Origin of the sequence: Amycolatopsis sp. NPDC004169, from assembly GCF_040610315.1 — a bacterium.
GTDB lineage: Bacteria > Actinomycetota > Actinomycetes > Mycobacteriales > Pseudonocardiaceae > Amycolatopsis.
Map to the genome: position 1 here is coordinate 40,800 of NZ_JBEXMD010000056.1, position 17,102 is coordinate 57,901.

The 17,102-nt window shown below is 73.6% G+C and carries 16 protein-coding genes; 6 read left to right on the top strand and 10 right to left on the bottom strand.

Annotated features, from left to right (window positions below; translation table 11 throughout):
- Positions 1–4: 4 nt before the first annotated feature.
- From ABZX11_RS43255 to ABZX11_RS43270, 4 genes are all read right to left on the bottom strand, one after another.
- Positions 5–1,993 carry a glycosyltransferase gene (locus ABZX11_RS43255; RefSeq protein ID WP_354924394.1) on the bottom strand — a complete coding sequence of 663 codons (1,989 nt, stop codon included), beginning with the start codon at positions 1,991–1,993 and terminating at the stop codon, positions 5–7.
- Positions 1,987–2,667 carry a DUF998 domain-containing protein gene (locus tag ABZX11_RS43260; protein ID WP_354924396.1) on the bottom strand — a complete coding sequence of 227 codons (681 nt, stop codon included), beginning with the start codon at positions 2,665–2,667 and terminating at the stop codon, positions 1,987–1,989. The genes ABZX11_RS43255 and ABZX11_RS43260 overlap by 7 nt, the downstream gene beginning before the upstream one ends.
- A 207-nt stretch (positions 2,668–2,874) precedes the next feature.
- A complete protein-coding gene (locus ABZX11_RS43265; RefSeq protein ID WP_354924398.1) occupies positions 2,875–4,326 on the bottom strand; it encodes a HAMP domain-containing sensor histidine kinase in 1,452 nt (483 codons plus the stop codon).
- Positions 4,323–5,012 (bottom strand): response regulator transcription factor, encoded by a 690-nt coding sequence (locus ABZX11_RS43270; RefSeq protein WP_354924400.1) that lies wholly within the window; start codon positions 5,010–5,012, stop codon positions 4,323–4,325. Before ABZX11_RS43270 ends, ABZX11_RS43265 begins: the two co-directional genes overlap by 4 nt.
- A gap of 503 nt (positions 5,013–5,515) precedes the next feature.
- Here ABZX11_RS43270 and ABZX11_RS43275 point away from each other — a divergent pair.
- A complete protein-coding gene (locus ABZX11_RS43275) occupies positions 5,516–8,221 on the top strand; it encodes a BTAD domain-containing putative transcriptional regulator (protein ID WP_354924402.1) in 2,706 nt (901 codons plus the stop codon).
- Between the two features lie 20 nt (positions 8,222–8,241).
- Here ABZX11_RS43275 and hpxZ read toward each other — a convergent pair whose 3' ends face one another.
- Genes hpxZ through ABZX11_RS43300 form a run of 5 tightly spaced genes read right to left on the bottom strand, consistent with a single transcriptional unit; the run spans position 8,242 to position 13,007 of the window.
- Complete coding sequence (gene hpxZ, locus ABZX11_RS43280; RefSeq protein ID WP_354924404.1) at positions 8,242–8,667, bottom strand: oxalurate catabolism protein HpxZ; 426 nt, start codon at positions 8,665–8,667, stop codon at positions 8,242–8,244.
- Positions 8,664–10,277 carry a regulator gene (locus ABZX11_RS43285; protein ID WP_176176675.1) on the bottom strand — a complete coding sequence of 538 codons (1,614 nt, stop codon included), beginning with the start codon at positions 10,275–10,277 and terminating at the stop codon, positions 8,664–8,666. The genes hpxZ and ABZX11_RS43285 overlap by 4 nt, the downstream gene beginning before the upstream one ends.
- Positions 10,278–10,299: 22 nt before the next feature.
- Positions 10,300–10,992 carry an isochorismatase family cysteine hydrolase gene (locus ABZX11_RS43290; protein ID WP_354924406.1) on the bottom strand — a complete coding sequence of 231 codons (693 nt, stop codon included), beginning with the start codon at positions 10,990–10,992 and terminating at the stop codon, positions 10,300–10,302.
- Between the two features lie 25 nt (positions 10,993–11,017).
- Entirely contained in the window at positions 11,018–11,716 is a 699-nt protein-coding gene (locus tag ABZX11_RS43295) for an isochorismatase family cysteine hydrolase (protein ID WP_176176677.1), read from the bottom strand.
- Between the two features lie 46 nt (positions 11,717–11,762).
- A complete protein-coding gene (locus tag ABZX11_RS43300) occupies positions 11,763–13,007 on the bottom strand; it encodes an MFS transporter (RefSeq protein ID WP_354924408.1) in 1,245 nt (414 codons plus the stop codon).
- Between the two features lie 65 nt (positions 13,008–13,072).
- Here ABZX11_RS43300 and ABZX11_RS43305 point away from each other — a divergent pair, with 65 nt between their 5' ends.
- Both ABZX11_RS43305 and ABZX11_RS43310 read left to right on the top strand, forming a co-directional pair.
- Complete coding sequence (locus ABZX11_RS43305) at positions 13,073–13,612, top strand: winged helix-turn-helix domain-containing protein (protein WP_176176679.1); 540 nt, start codon at positions 13,073–13,075, stop codon at positions 13,610–13,612.
- 36 nt (positions 13,613–13,648) lie between these two features.
- Entirely contained in the window at positions 13,649–13,867 is a 219-nt protein-coding gene (locus ABZX11_RS43310; protein ID WP_354924410.1) for a hypothetical protein, read from the top strand.
- A 3-nt stretch (positions 13,868–13,870) separates the two neighbouring features.
- Here the strand turns inward: ABZX11_RS43310 and ABZX11_RS43315 are convergent, their stop codons facing one another.
- Positions 13,871–14,836, bottom strand: a complete 966-nt coding sequence (locus tag ABZX11_RS43315) for a LysR family transcriptional regulator (protein ID WP_354924412.1) — start codon at positions 14,834–14,836, stop codon at positions 13,871–13,873.
- 105 nt (positions 14,837–14,941) lie between these two features.
- Here ABZX11_RS43315 and ABZX11_RS43320 point away from each other — a divergent pair, with 105 nt between their 5' ends.
- From ABZX11_RS43320 to ABZX11_RS43330, 3 genes are all read left to right on the top strand, one after another.
- Positions 14,942–15,736, top strand: a complete 795-nt coding sequence (locus ABZX11_RS43320; RefSeq protein WP_176176682.1) for an alpha/beta fold hydrolase — start codon at positions 14,942–14,944, stop codon at positions 15,734–15,736.
- Complete coding sequence (locus tag ABZX11_RS43325; RefSeq protein ID WP_354924414.1) at positions 15,736–16,530, top strand: SDR family oxidoreductase; 795 nt, start codon at positions 15,736–15,738, stop codon at positions 16,528–16,530. The genes ABZX11_RS43320 and ABZX11_RS43325 overlap by 1 nt, the downstream gene beginning before the upstream one ends.
- A 107-nt stretch (positions 16,531–16,637) precedes the next feature.
- A complete protein-coding gene (locus ABZX11_RS43330; RefSeq protein WP_176176684.1) occupies positions 16,638–16,799 on the top strand; it encodes a hypothetical protein in 162 nt (53 codons plus the stop codon).
- Positions 16,800–17,102 lie beyond the last annotated feature (303 nt).

The window sequence follows — 17,102 nt, forward strand, 5'->3', positions numbered from 1 at the left end:
GCGGTCACCGGACCGCCGCCGCGGCCACCGGGCGGACCGCGACATCGCGGTAAACGCCCGCGAAGGCGTCCACTGTGGATTCGAGGTCGTGCGCGGCGATCAGGTCGAGGCTGGCCCGTCCCATCGCCGCCCGGGCCGGCTCGTCGGCCAGCACGGCGGTGAGCTGCGCGGCGAGCGCCGCGGGGTCGCCGGGCGGGTAGAGGCGGCCGTTGCGCCCGGGCCGGACCAGGTGCGGCAGCGCCATCGCGTCCGCGGCGACGACCGGCTTGCCCGCGGCCATCGCCTCCATGGTCACCAGGCTCTGCAGCTCGGCGGTGCCCGGCATGCAGAACACGGCGCACCGCCGGTAGGCCCGCACCAGCTCCGCGTCCGGGACGAACCCGTGGAAGGCGACCCGGTCGGCGATCCCCAGCCGGTCGGCCAGCGCCTCCAGGCGGGCGCGTTCGCTGCCGTCGCCGACGAGCTCGACCCGCACGTGCGGCGGCAGCAGGACGGCGGCTTCGAGCAGCTCGTGCACGTTCTTCTCGGCGTCCAGCCGTCCCACGAACAGCACCGCGGGCGGGCCGGCGGGCGGCTCGGGCGGGCCGGCGTAGTGCGCGCGGTCGACCCCGCAGGAGATGGCCAGCACGGGCCGGTGCAGGCCGTGGCGTTCCAGCAGCCCGGCCGCGCGGGGCGTCGGCGTGGTGCAGACCGTCGCCCGGTCGAAGACCCGCACGAGGTCGCGCCACGCCAGCCGGGCCAGCGGGCGGTGGGTCCAGCGCGGCAGCGGGCCGTAGCCGAGCAGGTTCTCCGGCATGAAGTGGTTGGTGGCGACCACCGGGACGCCGGCCGCGGTGGCGGCGCGGACCGCGCTGCGGCCGACCAGGAAGTGCGCCTGGGTGTGCACGACGTCGGGGTCGATCGCGGCGAGCAGCGCCGGCACGGCTCTGGCCGTGCGCCACGGCGGGCAGATCCGGAACGTCGGGTGGAACGGCGTGCGCGTCGAACCGATCCGGTGGACGGTCACCCCGGCCGCCGTTTCGGTGACCGGCTCCGCGGTCGGCGACGGGCAGACGACGTGCACCTCGTGCCCGCGCCCGGCCAGCCCGGCCGCCAGCCGGGCGGCGAAGTTCGCCGCACCGTTGACGTCCGGCGGGTAGGTGTCCGCGGTGATGGCGATCCGCAGCGGTCCCGCCCGCCGCGGCCGCCGGACGGGCGCGGCGGGGGCCGGCAGCGTCCGGGCGAGCAGCACGAGCCCGGCCACCGCGACCAGCCCCGGCACGGCCAGGCCGGCCAGCTGGCCCGGAGTCATTTCTCCGTAGGCGAAGACGCCGATGAGGACCGCGCTGAGCGGGTCGCCGATGGTGGTCGCGCCGGCCACCACCGGCGCGGGCCCGCCGGCGTAGGCCTGGTGCAGCAGCCACGCCCCGGCGAGCGTCGCCGCCACGGCTTCGGCGACCGCGAAGACGGTCACGCCACTCAGCGGCCCGACGGCCGCGGCGCGGACGAGCGCCGAGGTGAACCCGAAGAGCACGGCCGCGCCGAGCGCGGCCAGCAGCGCCCGGGCCCGGCCGAGGGCGGCCCGGCTTGCCGCGGCCAGCCCGGCTGCGGCGAGCAGAGCCCACTGCGCGGTGCCGAGGCCGGGAGCGGGCAGGGCGGCGGTCGTGGCCGTGGCGGCGAGCGCGACGAACCCCGCCGGCCCGGCGACGCTCATGGCCAGTGCGGCGAAGACGCGCCGGGTGAGCGGGGTGCGGGCGAGCAGGGCGGTGAGCACCAGGGTGAGCACGCCGACCGGCTGCACCACCGCGAGAGGCGCCATGGTGAGCGCGAGGACGTGCAGCCCGGCGCCCAGGCCGGCGAGCCCGATCCCGGCGTACCAGCCGGGGGTGCGCAGGACCGCCCGGATCCCGGCCGGGACCGCGGTCGCGTGGCGGACGGCGTTGTGCTGCAGGTGGACGGTGCCGGCGAAGCAGCAGGCACCGGCGGCGGCGAGGCCGATGGCGGGGATCAGCATGGTTTCCTTCCGGAGCGCAGGATGGCGACGGCCGGCTCGCCCAGGAGGACGAGGTAGCCGGCGAAGACGAGCCGTTCGGTGAGGCCCTGGAACAGCGGGCCGTCGAAGGCGCGGGACGGTGCCAGCAGCACCGGCAGCTGGCTGAGCAGGAACACCACGAGCGCGGCCCACGCCCAGTCGGTGTGCCGCCGCAGCCGGGCGGCGAGGCCGCGGTGCGCCGGGTGGGCCGCGGCGCCGCGGGCCAGCAGCCCGGCCGCGGCCGGCAGGCTGACGAACAGCACCAGGCCCGCGAAGCGGTGGACTTCGGCGGAGAACGTCATCGGGGCGCCGGTGGGGGAGGTCGGGAAGATCGCGCAGAGCGTGAGCCCGCCACCCCAGCAGGCCGCGAGCGCGACGACGGGCGGGGTCACCGGCAGCCCGGCGCGGGCCAGGCCGGTCAGCAGGAAGCCGGTACCGGCGGCCAGCGCCAGCACGCAGACGGCGAACCCGCCGGCCCCGGACAGCGCGTAGTCGCTGATCACCTGCCGCACCGGATCGACCTCGGCGGCCTGGCTGAAGTGCAGGACGAGCACGGTGACGACGGAAAGCCCGAAGCACCCGAGAGCGGCGACGGCCCACGGCCCGGCGGGGCGGTGGCCCGCGGGTGCGGGCCGGATCGTTTCGACGGAGGACACGACTCCGAAGATCGGGTTCGCGGATGAAAGAAGGTTAAGAACCACCGCCGAGCCGGTTAAGAAACCCGGCCGGCCGGGAGTCGTGCGCGTGGTTCGGCGCCGCGGGGGACGGCCGCGGAGGTGCCTATCGGTGTCGAAGGCTTCGGGCCGGTCGTGCCCGCGGTCAGGCGTCGGTGCGCGGGGATGCCCGTCTCGGCGACGGGCCGGTCAGGAAGCGTGGCCGGCCGGCAGCCGCACCCGGAGCTCCGCGCCGCCGCCGGAGGCCGTGCCCACCACCACGCTGCCCGCGTGCGTGCGCACGATCTGCGCCACGATCGCCAGCCCGAGCCCCGAGCCGGGCATCGACCGGGCGGCGGTGGCCCGGTAGAAGCGCTCGAAGACCTTCGGCCGGTCCTGCTCGCTGATGCCCGGTCCTTCGTCGGTGACCGTCAGCTCGGCCTGTCCGTCCGTTGTGGACAGCCGGACCCGGACGGTGCCACCGGGCGGGCTCCACTTCGCCGCGTTGTCCAGCAGGTTCAGCACGATGCGGGACAGCCCGCCCGGCTGGCCGGTCAGGCTCGCGGGCGTGGCGGAGACGGCGAACACCACCTGGGGCCAGCGCGCGCGGGCGCGGATGACCGCGCCGTGGACGACGTCGGCCAGGTCCAGCGGGCCGAACGGCTCGGGGTCGGTGTTCTCCGCGGCCAGCTCGACCAGCTCGGTGGTGAGGGTGGTCAGCTCTTCGGCCTGGATGCCGAGGTCCCGCAGCAGGCGGGCGCGGTCGTCCGGGGCGAGCACCTTGCCCGATCCCTGTTGCGCGTCGGCGTAGCGGAGGAGTTCGACGTTGGTGCGCAGGCTGGTCAGCGGCGTCCGCAGCTCGTGCCCGGCGTCCTGGACGAGCTGCTGCTGGGCGGCTTTCGACGCGGCGAGCGCGGTCAGCAGGTGGTTGACCGCGGTGGCGAGCCGGGCGATCTCGTCGCGGCCGGTCACCGGGATCGAGCTGTCCAGGTCCTGGGTCTCGGCCACCGTCTCGACGGCCCCGGTGAGCCGGTGGACCGGGCGCAGGCCGGTCCGGGCGACACCCCAGCCGACCACGCCGGCGAGCGCGGCGCCGGCGAGCCCGATCCAGGTGAGCAGCACGCGGAGGTCGTCGAGGGTCCCTTCGATGCCGATCACCCGGCTGCCGACCTGGATCGCGCCGCCGTCCCGGGGCGCGGTGTGCACGCGGTAGACCGTCTCGTCGTCCGGCCCGGCGTCGTCGAGGTCCTCGCCGGTCCCGCTCTCCGCGACCGCGGTGGCGGACGAGCCGACCGGTCCCAGCCACGCGGCGCCCGCGGTGGCGGCCACGACGTCCCCGCGGCTGTCGAGGAACCGGACGACGACGGGCGGCGGCGGGCCGACTTGGGCGAGCAGCTGCGCGGCATCATCCGGGACGTCGCCGTCCGACCAGTTGTCCGGTAGTTCGTCGACGCTGTGCAGGAGCCGCAGGGCGTCCTCGGGGGTCACCGCCCGCGCGGCCTCGGCCGTCTGGGCGCGCACCTGGCGGTCCAGGTGGTCGTACATCCGGCCGTGCATCAGCCACCACCCGGCGAGCGACACGACGACGACGGCGAGCGCGACGCCGAGCGCGGAGAGGACCGCGACCCGGGCGCGGAGGGTGAGCTTGCGCCGTTCCCTCACAGGGGGTCCTCGCGCAGGACGTACCCGACGCCGCGGACGGTGTGCAGCAGCCGGCCGCCGCCGTCGGCCTCAAGTTTCCGGCGCAGGTAGCCGAGGTAGACGTCGAGGCTGTTGGAGCTGCTGCCGAAGTCGAAGCCCCAGACGTGTTCGAACAGCACGGACCGGGTCAGCACCTGCCGAGGGTGGCGCAGGAACAGCTCGAGGATGGCGAACTCGGTCCGCGTCAGCCGCACCGGACGGCCGGCGCGCACGACTTCCCGCGTGGCGGGGTTGAGGGCGAGATCCCGGAACCGCAGATCGCCGGGAGGCTCCGGGACGGCTTCGTACCGCGCCCGGCGCAGCAGGGCCCGCACCCGCGCGAGCAGTTCCTGCAGCGAGAAGGGCTTGGCGAGGTAGTCATCGGCCCCGGCATCGAGCCCGGCGACCCGCGCGGTGACGTCCCCGCGCGCGGTGAGCATCAGAACGGGCACGAGGTTCCCATCGGCCCGCAATCGTCGGCAGGTTTCCAGCCCGTCGAGCACGGGCATGGTGACGTCGAGGATGACGCCATCGGGCTCCCGAGCCCGGATGACATCGAGGGCGGCTTGGCCATCGTGGGCGACCGCGACGGCGTAGCCCTCGAACCGCAGGGTCCGCGAGAGCGAGTCGCACACGGCAGCTTCGTCATCGGCGATCACGATCAGCACCCTCCCGATTCTCCGAGGAGCCGGGCGGAAACGGCCAGGGCGGGTGCTAAGAAACGACTAAGAAGCCGGGCCGGCGGTGGCGGCGAGTTGCTCGGCGGGGGTCCGTGGCCGATCCTCGCGTGCCGTTCGCGATTCGGCGGGCCGTGTTGGCGCGGGTGCCGGTGGCGAGCGCGTTTTCGACGGGGTGCCGCCGGCGAGCGCGCCGGCCGGCGGTTCGGCGGGCTGTCTCCGAGCGGGCCCCGGTGGCGGGCGCGTCCCCCGACGACGCGCCCGCCACCCGTGGCGCAGGATCGGACCCTCCGGCCGGTTCCGGGTGGCCGGGCTTTCCCGGTGAAGGGCGCGACCCCCAACGACGCGCCCGCCACCGGGTTGCCCCGGCATTCCCCCTCTTTCGCCGTGGCCCTAGGGTTCCCGACGCCGTCCTCGTTTCGTCCTCGCGCCGGCCTTTTCCGCCTCACCTGCGCGTTTCGGAGCCCGGCGGCCTTGACCAGCGGGGGGTTGCGATGAGGTTCCGGATTCTCGGGACGCTGGAAGTGCAGGCGGACGGGAGCCGGATCACCCTGCCGAGCCCGCGGCAGCAGCGGGCCCTCGCCGTCCTGTTGCTCAACGCGAACGCCGTCGTCCCGGTGGAGCGGATGATCGACGCGCTCTGGGAGGACGAGCCGCCCGCGACCGCGGTGAAGCAGGTGCGCAACTGCGTTTCCGCGTTGCGGGGGCGGCTCGGGGAACTCGGCGAGGCCATCGTCACCGACGGGCCCGGGTACCGGCTGCAGGCCGGCGCCAGCGAGCTCGACGTCCTCCGCTTCCGGCGGCACGTCGCCGCCGCGCGGGCGCTCGCCGGCCAAGCCAAGCTCGTGGACGCCGTCGAAGAAATCCGGGCCGCGCTCCTGCTGTGGCGGGGTCCCGCGCTCGACGGGCTGCGGACCACCACGCTCGCCGGCCGGGCCGTGCTGCTCGACGAACAGCGGGCCGAGGCCGTCGAACTCGGGGCCGAATGGCGGCTCCGGCTCGGCGAAACGGGGGAAGTCGTCCGCGAGCTCACCGAGTTCTGCGGCGAACACCCGACGCGCGAGCTGTCCCACCTGCTCCTGATGCGCGCCCTCGCGAAGGAAGGCCGCTACGCCGAAGCCTCGACGTTGTTCCACGGCCTGCGCCGCCGGCTGGCCGACGAGCTCGGCGTCGACCCGAACCCCGACCTGCGGCGGCTGCACGAGCAGATCCTCGCCGAAGCCACGCCCAGCGCCGCGGACCCCGAGCCGGAAGCCCCGCCGCACCACCGGTTCGACCGGGCGGTCGGCGAACTCGCCGAAGCCGTCACGTGGCAGTGGCGCGCCGAAGCCGAACTGCGAGCGCTGCACCGGCCGCAGCCGATCCGGCTGCGCTGGTCGGCGGCCCCGCGCCGGGGGAAGCCGGCGCGGCGGGGCGATCTCGACAACATCGCCGGGACGTTCACCGCGCTGCCCGTGCCGCAGCTGGTGGTGCTCGGCGATCCCGGCTCCGGCAAGTCCGTGCTCGCCCTGATGCTGACGCTGGAACTGCTCCGCACCCGCACGCCGGACGCCCCGGTCCCGGTGCTGCTGTCCCTGGCGTCGTGGGACCCGCGGCGGGAGCACCTCGACTCCTGGCTCGCGGCCCGCCTCGCCGACAACCACCCGGCGCTGCTCACCGCGCGCGAGTACGGGACCGACGCTCCGACCCGGCTCGTCCTCGGCGGCCACGTCGTCCCGGTTCTCGACGGCCTCGACGAGATGCCGGCCGACCTGCGCGTCGCCGCGCTCGACGCGCTGGACCAGACCATGGGGGCCGGGCGCTCGCTGGTCCTCACCTGCCGCTCCGCCGAATACGAGCAGGTGACGCGGGAGTCCGGCACCGTGCTCGCGGCGGCCACCGTGGTGCGGCTGGAACCCGTCGCCCGCCAGGAGGCGATCACCTACCTGGCCGCGCGGCACGGCGAGGACCGCTGGCTGCCCGTCGCCGACCGGCTGCGCCGCGAGCCGGACGCGGCGCTGGCCCGGGTGCTGCGGACGCCGCTCATGGTCGACCTGGCCCGGATCGGCTACGGCCGTCCGCCCGCCGATCCCGCGGACCTGCTCGCCACCGGGGACGCTGCCGCATTGGAAGGGCAGTTGCTCGACTCCTTCGTCCCCACCGCCTACGCGCAGGTGCCGCAGCCGCCGGGGCGCAACCCGAAGACCAGCCCGTCCGGGCGCTACACCGCGGAGCAGGCGACCCGCTGGCTGGGCTTCCTGGCCCGGCACCTCGAGCGGACGCGCAGCCGCGACCTGGCCTGGTGGCAGCTGTACCGGGCGGTGCCCGCGGGCACCCGGTCGGGCCTGGTCGGCGTGCTGGTCGCGCTGTTCTTCGTCGTCACCGGCTGGGTCGACGACGGACCGGTGCTGGCGGCGATCTACGGCCTGTCCTTCGGCGGCGCCGCCTACGTGACGCACCGGTTCGGCCGTCCGCCGGAACCGCTGCGCACCGAACTGCGCTTCGCCGGCGCGGCCCGGAAGTTCGCCGGCCGCTTCGCGATCGGGGCCGCCGTCGGCGTCCTGCTCGGCCTGGGCTGGTCGCTGGCCGCGGGCCTGGTCGTCCTGCTGGCGGTGGTGTTCGGCCTGGTGTTCGCGGTGCACGTGTGGCTGGCGAAACCGGTCGACGCCAGCCGCGTGGCGAGCCCGCGGACGATCCTGCGCAACGAGCGGACCGGCGCGATCGCGTTGGCGCTGTCGTTCCTGGTGTCACTCGGGCTGTTCGACGGGATGGCGTTCGCGTTCACCGCGAACACGCGGTTCCTGCCGGTGTTCGGCGGTCGCTACGACCTCGCGCTGGCCATCGCGGGCGGCCTGGCGGGAGCGCTGTTCGGGTTCTCCATGGCCCGCGGGGTGGCGGCGGTGAGCTACGGCGTGGCGGGGGCGGTGGCGGGCGGCCAGGTGTTCCCGCCGGCGACGAACCCGGTGGCGCCGTTCGTGGTGGGCGTGTGCTTCGGGATCGGCATCGCGCTGGCGGTCCTGGTGACGCGGGCGTGGGGCAACTACTTCGTCCACCACCTGTGGCTGGCGGCGACCGGCCGCCTGCCGTGGCGGCTGGTGCACTTCCTCGACGACGCCCACCGGCGCGGGGTGCTGCGGCAGGCCGGGGGCGTCTACCAGTTCCGGCACGCGCGGGTGCAGGAGCGGCTCGCCGAAGTCACCGGCGGCCGGCTCGAGGGCTGACCCCGCCCGGCGGGGCGGCCCTACCCGGCCTCGGTGCCGACCTCCGAGACGTGGGCACTGACGATCCGCCAGCCGGCGGGCATCCGCACCCACGTCTGGCTCTGCCGGCCCACGACCGGACGGCCGGGGTAGCGGAACAGGGTGGTCACCACGGCGGTGCCGGTGCCGAAGGTGGTGATCTCGGTGCCGTAGGTGACCCGGCCGCCGAGGGGTCCCTGGGTGGCGCGCCAAGCGCGCAGCTCGTCGATGCCCCGCTGGCGGTCGGCGACGCCGAAGCGGACGGTCGCCGGGCTGGCCCAGAACGACTCGTTCAGCACGGCGTGGTCGCCGGCCACCAGCGCGGCTTCGTAGCGGGCGAAGGCCGCCGCCACTTCGGCGCGCACGGCCGGATCGTCGACGACGGGGCCGGTGGCCCCGAGTTCGGCGAACCCGTTGGTGGTGCTCATGAAGCGGAGGCCGCGGGCTTCGCGTCGATCAGGTCCGTGCCGGGCGGCGGCAGCTCGGCGTCGGCCGCCGGGTCGCGGTGGAACACCGCGAACACCGCACAGACCACGGCGAAGAACAGGTAGCCCAGCGCGACCTGGCCGCCGCCGGCGTTCCAGCCGACCTGCTCGGCGTGGATCAGCCCGACGAACGACAGCACCGCACCGGCCGCCGCGTAGCCGGCGGCCCACCAGAACTGCTTGTCGATGAGGAACGCGGTGATCGCGCCGAGGACCAGCCCGGCCAGGATGGCGCCGTCGCCGAGCAGGTGCAGGCCCTGGTAGACCACGCCCGCGCTCTCCAGCGCGGGTTCCCCGACCTTCGCCGCGCTGGTGCCCGCCGCCGACAGCACGTTGTCCATCTGGCCGGTCGCCCAGGACGCGACGTTGGGGATGATGGCCATGACCACCGCCACCGCGTGCGGCCGCGGGACGACCCGGAACGCCTGCGCGCCGATCAGCAGGCCGATGTACAGCAGGATCGGCACGATCGCCGGCACCGGCAGCAGCGCGCTGAGCAGCCCGAACAGGCCGCCGAAGCACATGAGCGCGATGACGACGCCGGTCAGCATCGAGTACGCCGTGCGGCCGCCGACCTCCTTCCATCCCGGGTGTCCGATGTAGACGGCGGGCGGGAACGGCGAGCCGAGCGCCGAACCGACGATCGCGCCGATGCCGTCGGCCAGCAGCACGCTGCGCAGGTTGAAGCTGTCGCCCGCGGCCGCGGCGCTCTCCACGTTGGTCATGCCCTCGGTGAAGTTGTAGATGCCCAACGGGATGGCGGTGGCCAGCAACGGGCCGATCTCGGCCAGTCCGTGCCCCAGCAGGTCGAACTGGAACGACGGCAGGCCGGTGACGATGTCGCGAGCGGCCGCGGACACGTCCGCGGGGTGCATGTAGCCGCCGATCCAGCCGACGGCGGTGCCCACCACCAGCGCGGCCAGGCCGATCGGGATGCCGAACGGCAGCTTCACCCCGGCGAAGAAACCGATGAGCAGCAACGCGAACACCGGCAGCGCGATCCACGCGGCCGCCCACATCTGGCCGGCCGGGCGCATCGAGATGAAGGCGATGGAGATGCCGGCGAGCGTGCCGAGCATCGCCGCCTGCGGCGTGAACCGCCGGATGTAGGGGCCGACGAACGCGCCGGCCAGCACGATCAGCCCGATGATGAACGACCACGCGAGACCCGCCTGCCACGCCTTGATCGGGTCGTTGGTGCGCAGGTACACCGGCAGCATGATCACGAACGTCACGATGAACATGTGCGGCACGCTGGGCCCGTAGGGCATGGCGGTGACGTCGGTGCGGTTCTCCTTTCGGGCCAGGCGCCTGCCGAGCCAGGTGTAGTAGACGTTGCCGATCAGCAGCTGGATGCCCAGTGCCGGCAGGATCACCCCGTACACGTCGCCCGAAGAGATCTTCGCGACGCCCAGGCAGAGGCCGGAGAGCACCAGGACGTTCACCAGGACGTTGAAGCCGAGCCCGAAGAACGCGTTGAGGTCACCGCTGACCCACAAGGGCAGTTCGCCATCGGAGCCGGAGCGGCTGCGGGTGCGCGTGAAGAGGGACATGACCGGGACCTTTCCGCGGGAGTCAACGGGCCGGGGTGGCGAGAACGGAAAGCGCGGCGAGGTAGGCGGCCGAGGGGGCGACCCAGCCGAAGATGCCGCCCTGCGCGGAGATCATGGCCAGACCGGCGTCCTGGAACTCGGGGAAGTACGAGCCGACGCAGTCCGACAGCACCAGGCATTCGTAGCCGCGGTCGTTGGCCTCGCGGACGGTGGTGTGCACGCAGACCTCGGTCGTCACGCCGGTCACCACCAGGGAAGTGATGCCGGCCGCGGACAGCATCGCGCCGAGTTCGGTCCGGTAGAACGCGCCCTTGCCCGGCTTGTCGATCACCGGTTCGCCGTCGGCGGGCGCGAGTTCGTCGATGATGCCGTGCCCGTGTTCACCCCGGATGAGGATCCGGCCTCCCGGGCCGAGATCGCCGATGCGCATCGACGGGCGGCCGCGCCGGAGTTTGGCGGGCGGGCAGTCGGACAGGTCCGGCAGGTGGCCCTCGCGGGTGTGGATCACCATGACGCCGGCGGCCCGCGTCGCGGCGAGGGTTCGCCGGAGCGGAGGGATGACACCGCGCAGCAGGCTCACGTCGTTGCCGAGGGTTTCGCCGAACCCGCCCGGTTCGACGAAGTCCCGCTGCATGTCGATCACCAGGAGCGCGGTCGTGGCCGGCTCGAACCGGAACGCCGTGGGATCGGCGTCGACCTCGAGTGGAGTGGTCATCGGGTGTGGGGCCCTTCCTCTTCGGTCAGTCGTCGGTGGTGGTCGCCCCGATCACGGCGTCGGACGTGGCCACGGCGCCGAACACGCCGCCCTGCATGGTCACCATCTTCAGCGCGGCCGCGTGGTTGCCCGGGTCGGTCGCGCCGGTGCAGTCGGACAGGATCAGGCACTCCAGACCGCGGTCGTTGGCCTCGCGCATCGTGGTGTGCACGCACACGTCGGTCGTGATGCCGGTCAGGATCAGGTGGCTGATCCCGTTGGCGCGCAACACCAGATCCAGGTTGGTGGCGTAGAACGCGCCCTTGCCCGGCTTGTCGACCACGACCTCGCCGGGTGCCGGCGAGACCTCGTCGACGATCTCCCAGCCCGGTTCGCCGCGGACCAGGATGCGCCCGGCCGGCCCGGCGCTGCCGATCTCCGCGCCGATCCGGGCCGACCGCCACCGCTTGTTGGGCGGCAGGTCGGTCAGGTCCGGCAGGTGACCTTCCCGGGTGTGGATCACCAGCATGCCGAGATTCCGGGCGTGGGCAAGGAGTTTCTGCGTGCCGGGGAGACCGGCTCGGGTGAGTTCGAGGTCGTAGCCCATCCGCTCGACGTAGCCGCCGGGTCCGCAGAAGTCGGTCTGCCAGTCGATGCACAGCAGAGCGACCTTGTCGACCGGCACCGCCGTGTCGTAAGGCCAGGGGTAGGGATCTGCTTGAACCGGTCCTATCCGCGCGGTCATGGATGTCGATTGTCGGCTGGTTCGTTTCCGGCGGGACCGTAGTGAGTTACGTCTCAGTTACCAGATTCGGGTCGCGAGGGGTCTGGGTGTCGTGTAAAAGTTTGCCCTTTATCTTCCGCACGCCGAAAACCGCGGACATCGCCAGCAGGCTCATCACGGCGAACACCGCAGGCAGGCCGAAGAACTGGGCGAGCACGCCGCCCGCGAGCGCACCGAGCGGCTTGGTCCCGTACGCCACCAGCCGGTGCGAACTGTTGATCCGTCCCAGCAGCCGGTCGGGCGTGATGCGCTGGCGCAGGGAAACCGTCGTGACGTTGGAGACGATCAACCCCACCCCGCCGGCGAAGAACGCGATGCCGATGATCACGGGGTCGGTCGTCACCGCCGGGACGCCCAGTGACGCCGCGCCGAGGAAGAAGGTGACGCCGATCGTGCGGGCCGTTCCCAGCAGGCGTTCGGCCGGCTCGGCGAAGAACGAACCGGCCAGGCAGCCGGCCGCGACCAGGCTGAGCAGCCAGCCGTACTCCGATTCCGACAGTCCCATCGCCGAGGCCGGGCCCACGGCGTACAGCACGAGGACGGCCTGGGTCGCGCTGCTGGCGAAGTTGAACACGCCGGTCATCACGGTGAACGTGCGCAGCAGGCCCGTGTGCCACACGAACCGCAGTCCCTCGGCGATTTCGGCGCGCAGCACCGGCCGCCGGTCCGGGGCCGCCACCTTGAACGAGCCGCGGACGAGCAGGAGGACGGCGATCGCGGCCGCCCAGAGGGCGATCGGGGTGGCCAGCGAAAGGGCGGCCGCCGTGGTGACGAGCAGGCCGGCCGCCGGTGGGCCGGCGAGCTCCAGCGCTGTCGTCTCGGCCGCGTACAGCCGGCCGTTGGCCCGCGGCAGCTGGTCGCGCCCGACCAGTTGCGGCACGATCGCCTGCGAAGCGGTGTCGTAGCAGGTTTCCGCGATGCCGGCGCCGAGCGCGGCGACGTACAGCAGCCAGAGGGAACCGGCGTCGAGCAGCACGGCCGCGAGCAGCCCGGCGAGCAGAGCGGCGCGGACGGTGTTCGCCAGCAGCATCAGCGACCGGCGGTCGCGGCGGTCGGCGATCGCGCCCGCCGGCAGGGCGAAGACCAGCCACGGCAGGGTGAAGGCCAGCGTCAGTCCCGCGACCAGCGCCGGCGAGCGCGTGTAGCCGATCGCCAGCAGCGGGAGCGCGAACTTGAGGATCCCGTCGGCGAGGTTCGACAGGGCCGCCGACGTCCACAGCCGCCAGTACCCGCCACCCAGTGTCGTCCGCATTGATGGAGAATTTCACATCGATTGAGAAAAGTCCATCGATCGGCATGGTGTACTAACCTGCGCCCATGGCTGATCCCGGAGCTGCTCCCTCGCCGATGCCGCGGCGCGAGGCCACGGTGAGCGAGGCGAAGGCACTGGCCCACCCGCTGCGGCTGCGCATCCTGCGGCTCTGCTGGCAGGGGGAGCTGACCAACAAGCAGCTGGCCGACCGGCTGGGCCGCGACCCGGGGACCGTCCTCTACCACGTGCGGCAGCTGCTCGAGGCGGGCCTGCTCGAACCGGCCCCGGTCCGCGCCGGCGACAGCGGAGCCCTGGAGAAGCCCTACCGCGCCAAGGCCCGCTCGTGGTGGCTGAACGACCCACCGAACACCGAGGTGGACGCGGCTTTGGCGCCGATCGAGGCGGTGCAGGACGAGTTGCGCGCGGCGGGTCCGGATGCGGTGCGGATCTTCCTGCGTTTCGCGGTGCATTTGTCGGCGGAGGATGCGGCGGAGCTGGAGCGGGGGATCGTGGCGCTGGTCGAGCGGTATGTGTCGACCGATGAGGAGCGGGTGGCCGAGCCTGCTCACGGCGGGATGATCGTGCTGCACCGCCTGGCCGAGTAGCTGGAGGAGCTGCCGATCACCGAGGTGGACGCGGCTTTGGCGCCGATCGAGGCGGTGCAGGACGAGTTGCGGGCGGCGGGTCCGGATGCGGTGCGGATCTTCCTGCGTTTCGCGGTGCATTTGTCGGCGGAGGATGCGGCGGAGCTGGAGCGGGGGATCATGGCGCTGGTCGAGCGGTATGTGTCGACCGATGAGGAGCGGGTGGCCGAGCCTGCTCACGGCGGGATGATCGTGCTGCACCGCCTGGCCGAGTAGCGGCTACCCGCCGGCGACCGCGAGGTCCTCCGCCGGTGCCCACAGCGGTACCCCGTCCACCCGTTCCGGGTTCAGCCAGCGCTCGCGCGTCCCGACCTCCTCCGCCACCGCCAGGAACGCCCGCACGCTCTCCGGCTGCCCGCCCTCCCGCCAGGCCAGCGACCACGGGTACACCGGCTGCAGCTCCCGCGGCCGGTGCACCGGGATGCCGAGGTCGTCGTAGCGCCGGGCGTAGCTGTCGAACTCGAGCAGGTAGGCGCTGTCCCGGGCGCGGGTGAGCGCCGCGTGGCAGGTGTCGAACGTGCCCGGGTTGCCCAGCCAGTGCAGCGTCAGCCCGGTGTGCTGCTCCAGCGAGCTCAGGTACCGGCCGTGCACGTTGTACAGCGCCGTTCCGGGTGCGTCCGCGAACACCTCGAGCGGGCGCTCGTGCACCGAGACCACCGGGCGGCGCGGGTCGCCGGGGCGGCCGACCAGGCGGAACGGCTCCAGCCGCAGCAGCCGGTGCCGCCAGCCCGCCGGGTGGGCCGCCTTCAGCGCGCTCGTGACGCGGATGATCGCGACGTCGAGCTCGTCGGCGAGCAGCGCCGCGAGCTGGCGTGCGCTGTCCAGCTGGCTCTGGACCAGCCGGAAGCCGGGGTGGGCGGCCAGGAACGCGTCCGCCACCACGCGGCTGGTGTCCAGCTCGAAGATGTGGGCGATCCGCAGGTGGTGCGGGGCCGGTTCGCGCAGCATCTGGTCCGCGGTGGCCAGCAGCTGCCGGGCCAGGTGCAGGAACCGCTCGCCGCGCGGGGTCAGGGCCACGTGGCGGCTGTCGCGGACGAACAGGGTGGCGCCGACGTCGGTTTCGAGCCTGCGGATCTGCTTGGACAGCGCCGGCTGGCTGATGAAGAGCTTGGCCGCCGCCCGGCCGAAGTGCAGTTCGTCGGCGACGGTGACGAAGTACCGCACCAGCCGGAGGTCGAGGTCCACGCGACGATGCCACCACGGCTATCGATCCGGACGCAACAGGTCTTGGACGGCGGCCACGCCCATCGGGTTGGCTTCGGGGACCACCGCGACCAACTGGAGGATCCGATGGCCGGCACCCCCGTCGTGTTCATCCACGGGCTGTGGCTGCACGCCACCTCGTGGACCCCGTGGATCGAGCACTTCCGGGCGGCCGGGTACGACCCCGTCGCGCCCGGCTGGCCGCACGAACCCGAAACCGTCGAACTGGCCAGAGCGAACCCCGACGCCGTCGCGAACCTCGGCATCGACGACGCGACCGAACACTTCGCCGCCGTCGTCGCCGGCCTCGACCGGCCGCCGGTGCTCGTCGGCCACTCCTTCGGCGGCCTGATCACCGAAAAGCTGCTGGGACAGGGGATCGGCCTGGCCGGTGTCGCCATCGACCCCGCGCAGATCAAGGGCGTGCTGCCGCTGCCGCTGGCGCAGCTGCGCTCGGCCCTGCCTGCCCTGGGCAACCCCGCGAACCTGCACCGCTCGGTCTCGCTGACCGAGAAGGAATTCCGGTTCGGCTTCGGCAACGCCCTGACCGACGAGGAGTCCGCGGAGCTGTTCCGGCGCTGGACGATCCCGTCGCCGGCCCGGCCGCTGTTCCAGGCCGCCGCCGCGAACTTCGTGCTGCACTCCCAGGCCGCGGTCGACACCGCCCGTGCGGACCGCGGCCCGCTCCTGCTCATCTCGGGGACGGCCGACCACACCGTCCCGGACGTCGTCACGCGCTCGACCTTCAAGCAGTACCGGGATTCCGCCGCCGTCACCGAGCTCAGGCAGTTCGAGGGCCGCGGCCACTCGCTCACCATCGACAGCGGCTGGCGCGAGGTCGCCGACGCCGTGCTGGCCTGGCTGCGCGAGCAGGGGATCTAGTGGACCTGGGGCTGGACGGCGCGGTCGCCGTCGTCACCGGGGCCAGCCGGGGCATCGGCCTGGCCGTCGCCGAGGTCCTCGTCGCCGAGGGCGCCCGCGTCGTGGCCGGCGCCCGCGTCCCGGGCCCCGGCCTGGAGGCGCTCGCCGCGGCGGGCAAGGCGCACGCGCTCGCGGTCGACCTCGGCACGGCGGACGGGCCGGAACGGCTGGCCGAACTGGCGGTGGCCGAGTACGGCCGGATCGACGTGCTGGTCAACAACGTCGGCGCGGTCACCCCGCGGCCGAACGGCTTCCTGCTGGTCACCGACGACGACTGGACGCGGTCGGTGACGCTGAACCTGATCAGCGCGGTCCGGGCCAGCCGGGCCGTGCTGCCCACCATGATCACCGCCGGGCGGGGGAGCATCGTCACCATCGCCTCGGTCAACGCGGTCCTGCCCGACCCGGGCGTCATCGACTACAGCGCGGCGAAAGCGGCGCTGGTCAACTTCACGAAGTCGCTGTCGAAGGAGTTCGGGCCCCGCGGCATCCGGGTCAACGCGATCAACCCGGGCCCGGTCGCGACGGACCTGTGGCTCGGGGCAGGCGGCGTGGCCGAAACGCTCGCCGCGACGACGGGCGCGAACCCGGAGTCGGTCGCCGAGGAGGCGGCCGGGCACGCCGTCACCGGCCGCTTCACGCGGCCGGCGGAGGTGGCGAACCTGGTGGCGTTCCTGGCCGGCGACCGGGTGGCCGGCAACATCACCGGGGCCACCTTCGCCATCGACGGCGGCTACGCCACGGAAGTCCACTGACGGCCCCGCACCGTCCGAACCGGACAATGCGGGCTCATCCGTCCGGCGCGCGTAGCGGCCGCGAGCGCGGGGTATTCCCTCCTGACCGTTCAGAAGGGAATACCGCCATGGGAATCCTCGTCGCCCTGCTCGTGATCTGGGCCGTGCTGGTCGTGCTCGGGGCTGTCGTCAAGGGGCTGTTCTGGTTGATCATCGTGGGCGCGGTGCTGTTCGTCGCGACGGCGGTGATCGGGTTCGTCAAGCGCGAAGCGCTCGGCCGCCGGCACTAGGGGGTGCCGCGGGCCGCTTCCGCGGGGGAGCGGTCTCCGGCGTCTTCGCCGCGTTCGGGGCGGCCGGTCACCGGGCCGGGGCCGACCGCCGGGCGACCGGACGCGGCCGGTGCGGGCGGCCCGGCGGCGATCTGCTCGCGCCCCTGCCGGAGAGGTCCGCGATCAGGCCGGCGGGGCGCCCGCGGTAGCGGGCGCGGGGGCGGGGCGCGCCGGCCCCCCGGGCAGTACGGGGGCGCCCCGCAAAACACAAGGGGAGAGGGGGGGGGTGGGGGGGAGTGTTTTTTGAAAAGAGTTTGTATAGGG

Excerpts from the sequence above, each read along its gene's own strand:
- ABZX11_RS43320 (WP_176176682.1), top strand. The coding sequence starts at position 14,942 with ATGGCCGGCACCCCCGTCGTGTTCATCCACGGGCTGTGGCTGCACGCC.
- ABZX11_RS43305 (WP_176176679.1), top strand. The coding sequence starts at position 13,073 with ATGGCTGATCCCGGAGCTGCTCCCTCGCCGATGCCGCGGCGCGAGGCC.
- ABZX11_RS43300 (WP_354924408.1), bottom strand. The coding sequence starts at position 13,007 with ATGCGGACGACACTGGGTGGCGGGTACTGGCGGCTGTGGACGTCGGCG.
- ABZX11_RS43290 (WP_354924406.1), bottom strand. The coding sequence starts at position 10,992 with ATGACCACTCCACTCGAGGTCGACGCCGATCCCACGGCGTTCCGGTTC.
- ABZX11_RS43330 (WP_176176684.1), top strand. The coding sequence starts at position 16,638 with ATGGGAATCCTCGTCGCCCTGCTCGTGATCTGGGCCGTGCTGGTCGTG.
- ABZX11_RS43275 (WP_354924402.1), top strand. The coding sequence starts at position 5,516 with ATGAGGTTCCGGATTCTCGGGACGCTGGAAGTGCAGGCGGACGGGAGC.
- ABZX11_RS43295 (WP_176176677.1), bottom strand. The coding sequence starts at position 11,716 with ATGACCGCGCGGATAGGACCGGTTCAAGCAGATCCCTACCCCTGGCCT.
- ABZX11_RS43255 (WP_354924394.1), bottom strand. The coding sequence starts at position 1,993 with ATGCTGATCCCCGCCATCGGCCTCGCCGCCGCCGGTGCCTGCTGCTTC.
- ABZX11_RS43285 (WP_176176675.1), bottom strand. The coding sequence starts at position 10,277 with ATGTCCCTCTTCACGCGCACCCGCAGCCGCTCCGGCTCCGATGGCGAA.
- hpxZ (WP_354924404.1), bottom strand. The coding sequence starts at position 8,667 with ATGAGCACCACCAACGGGTTCGCCGAACTCGGGGCCACCGGCCCCGTC.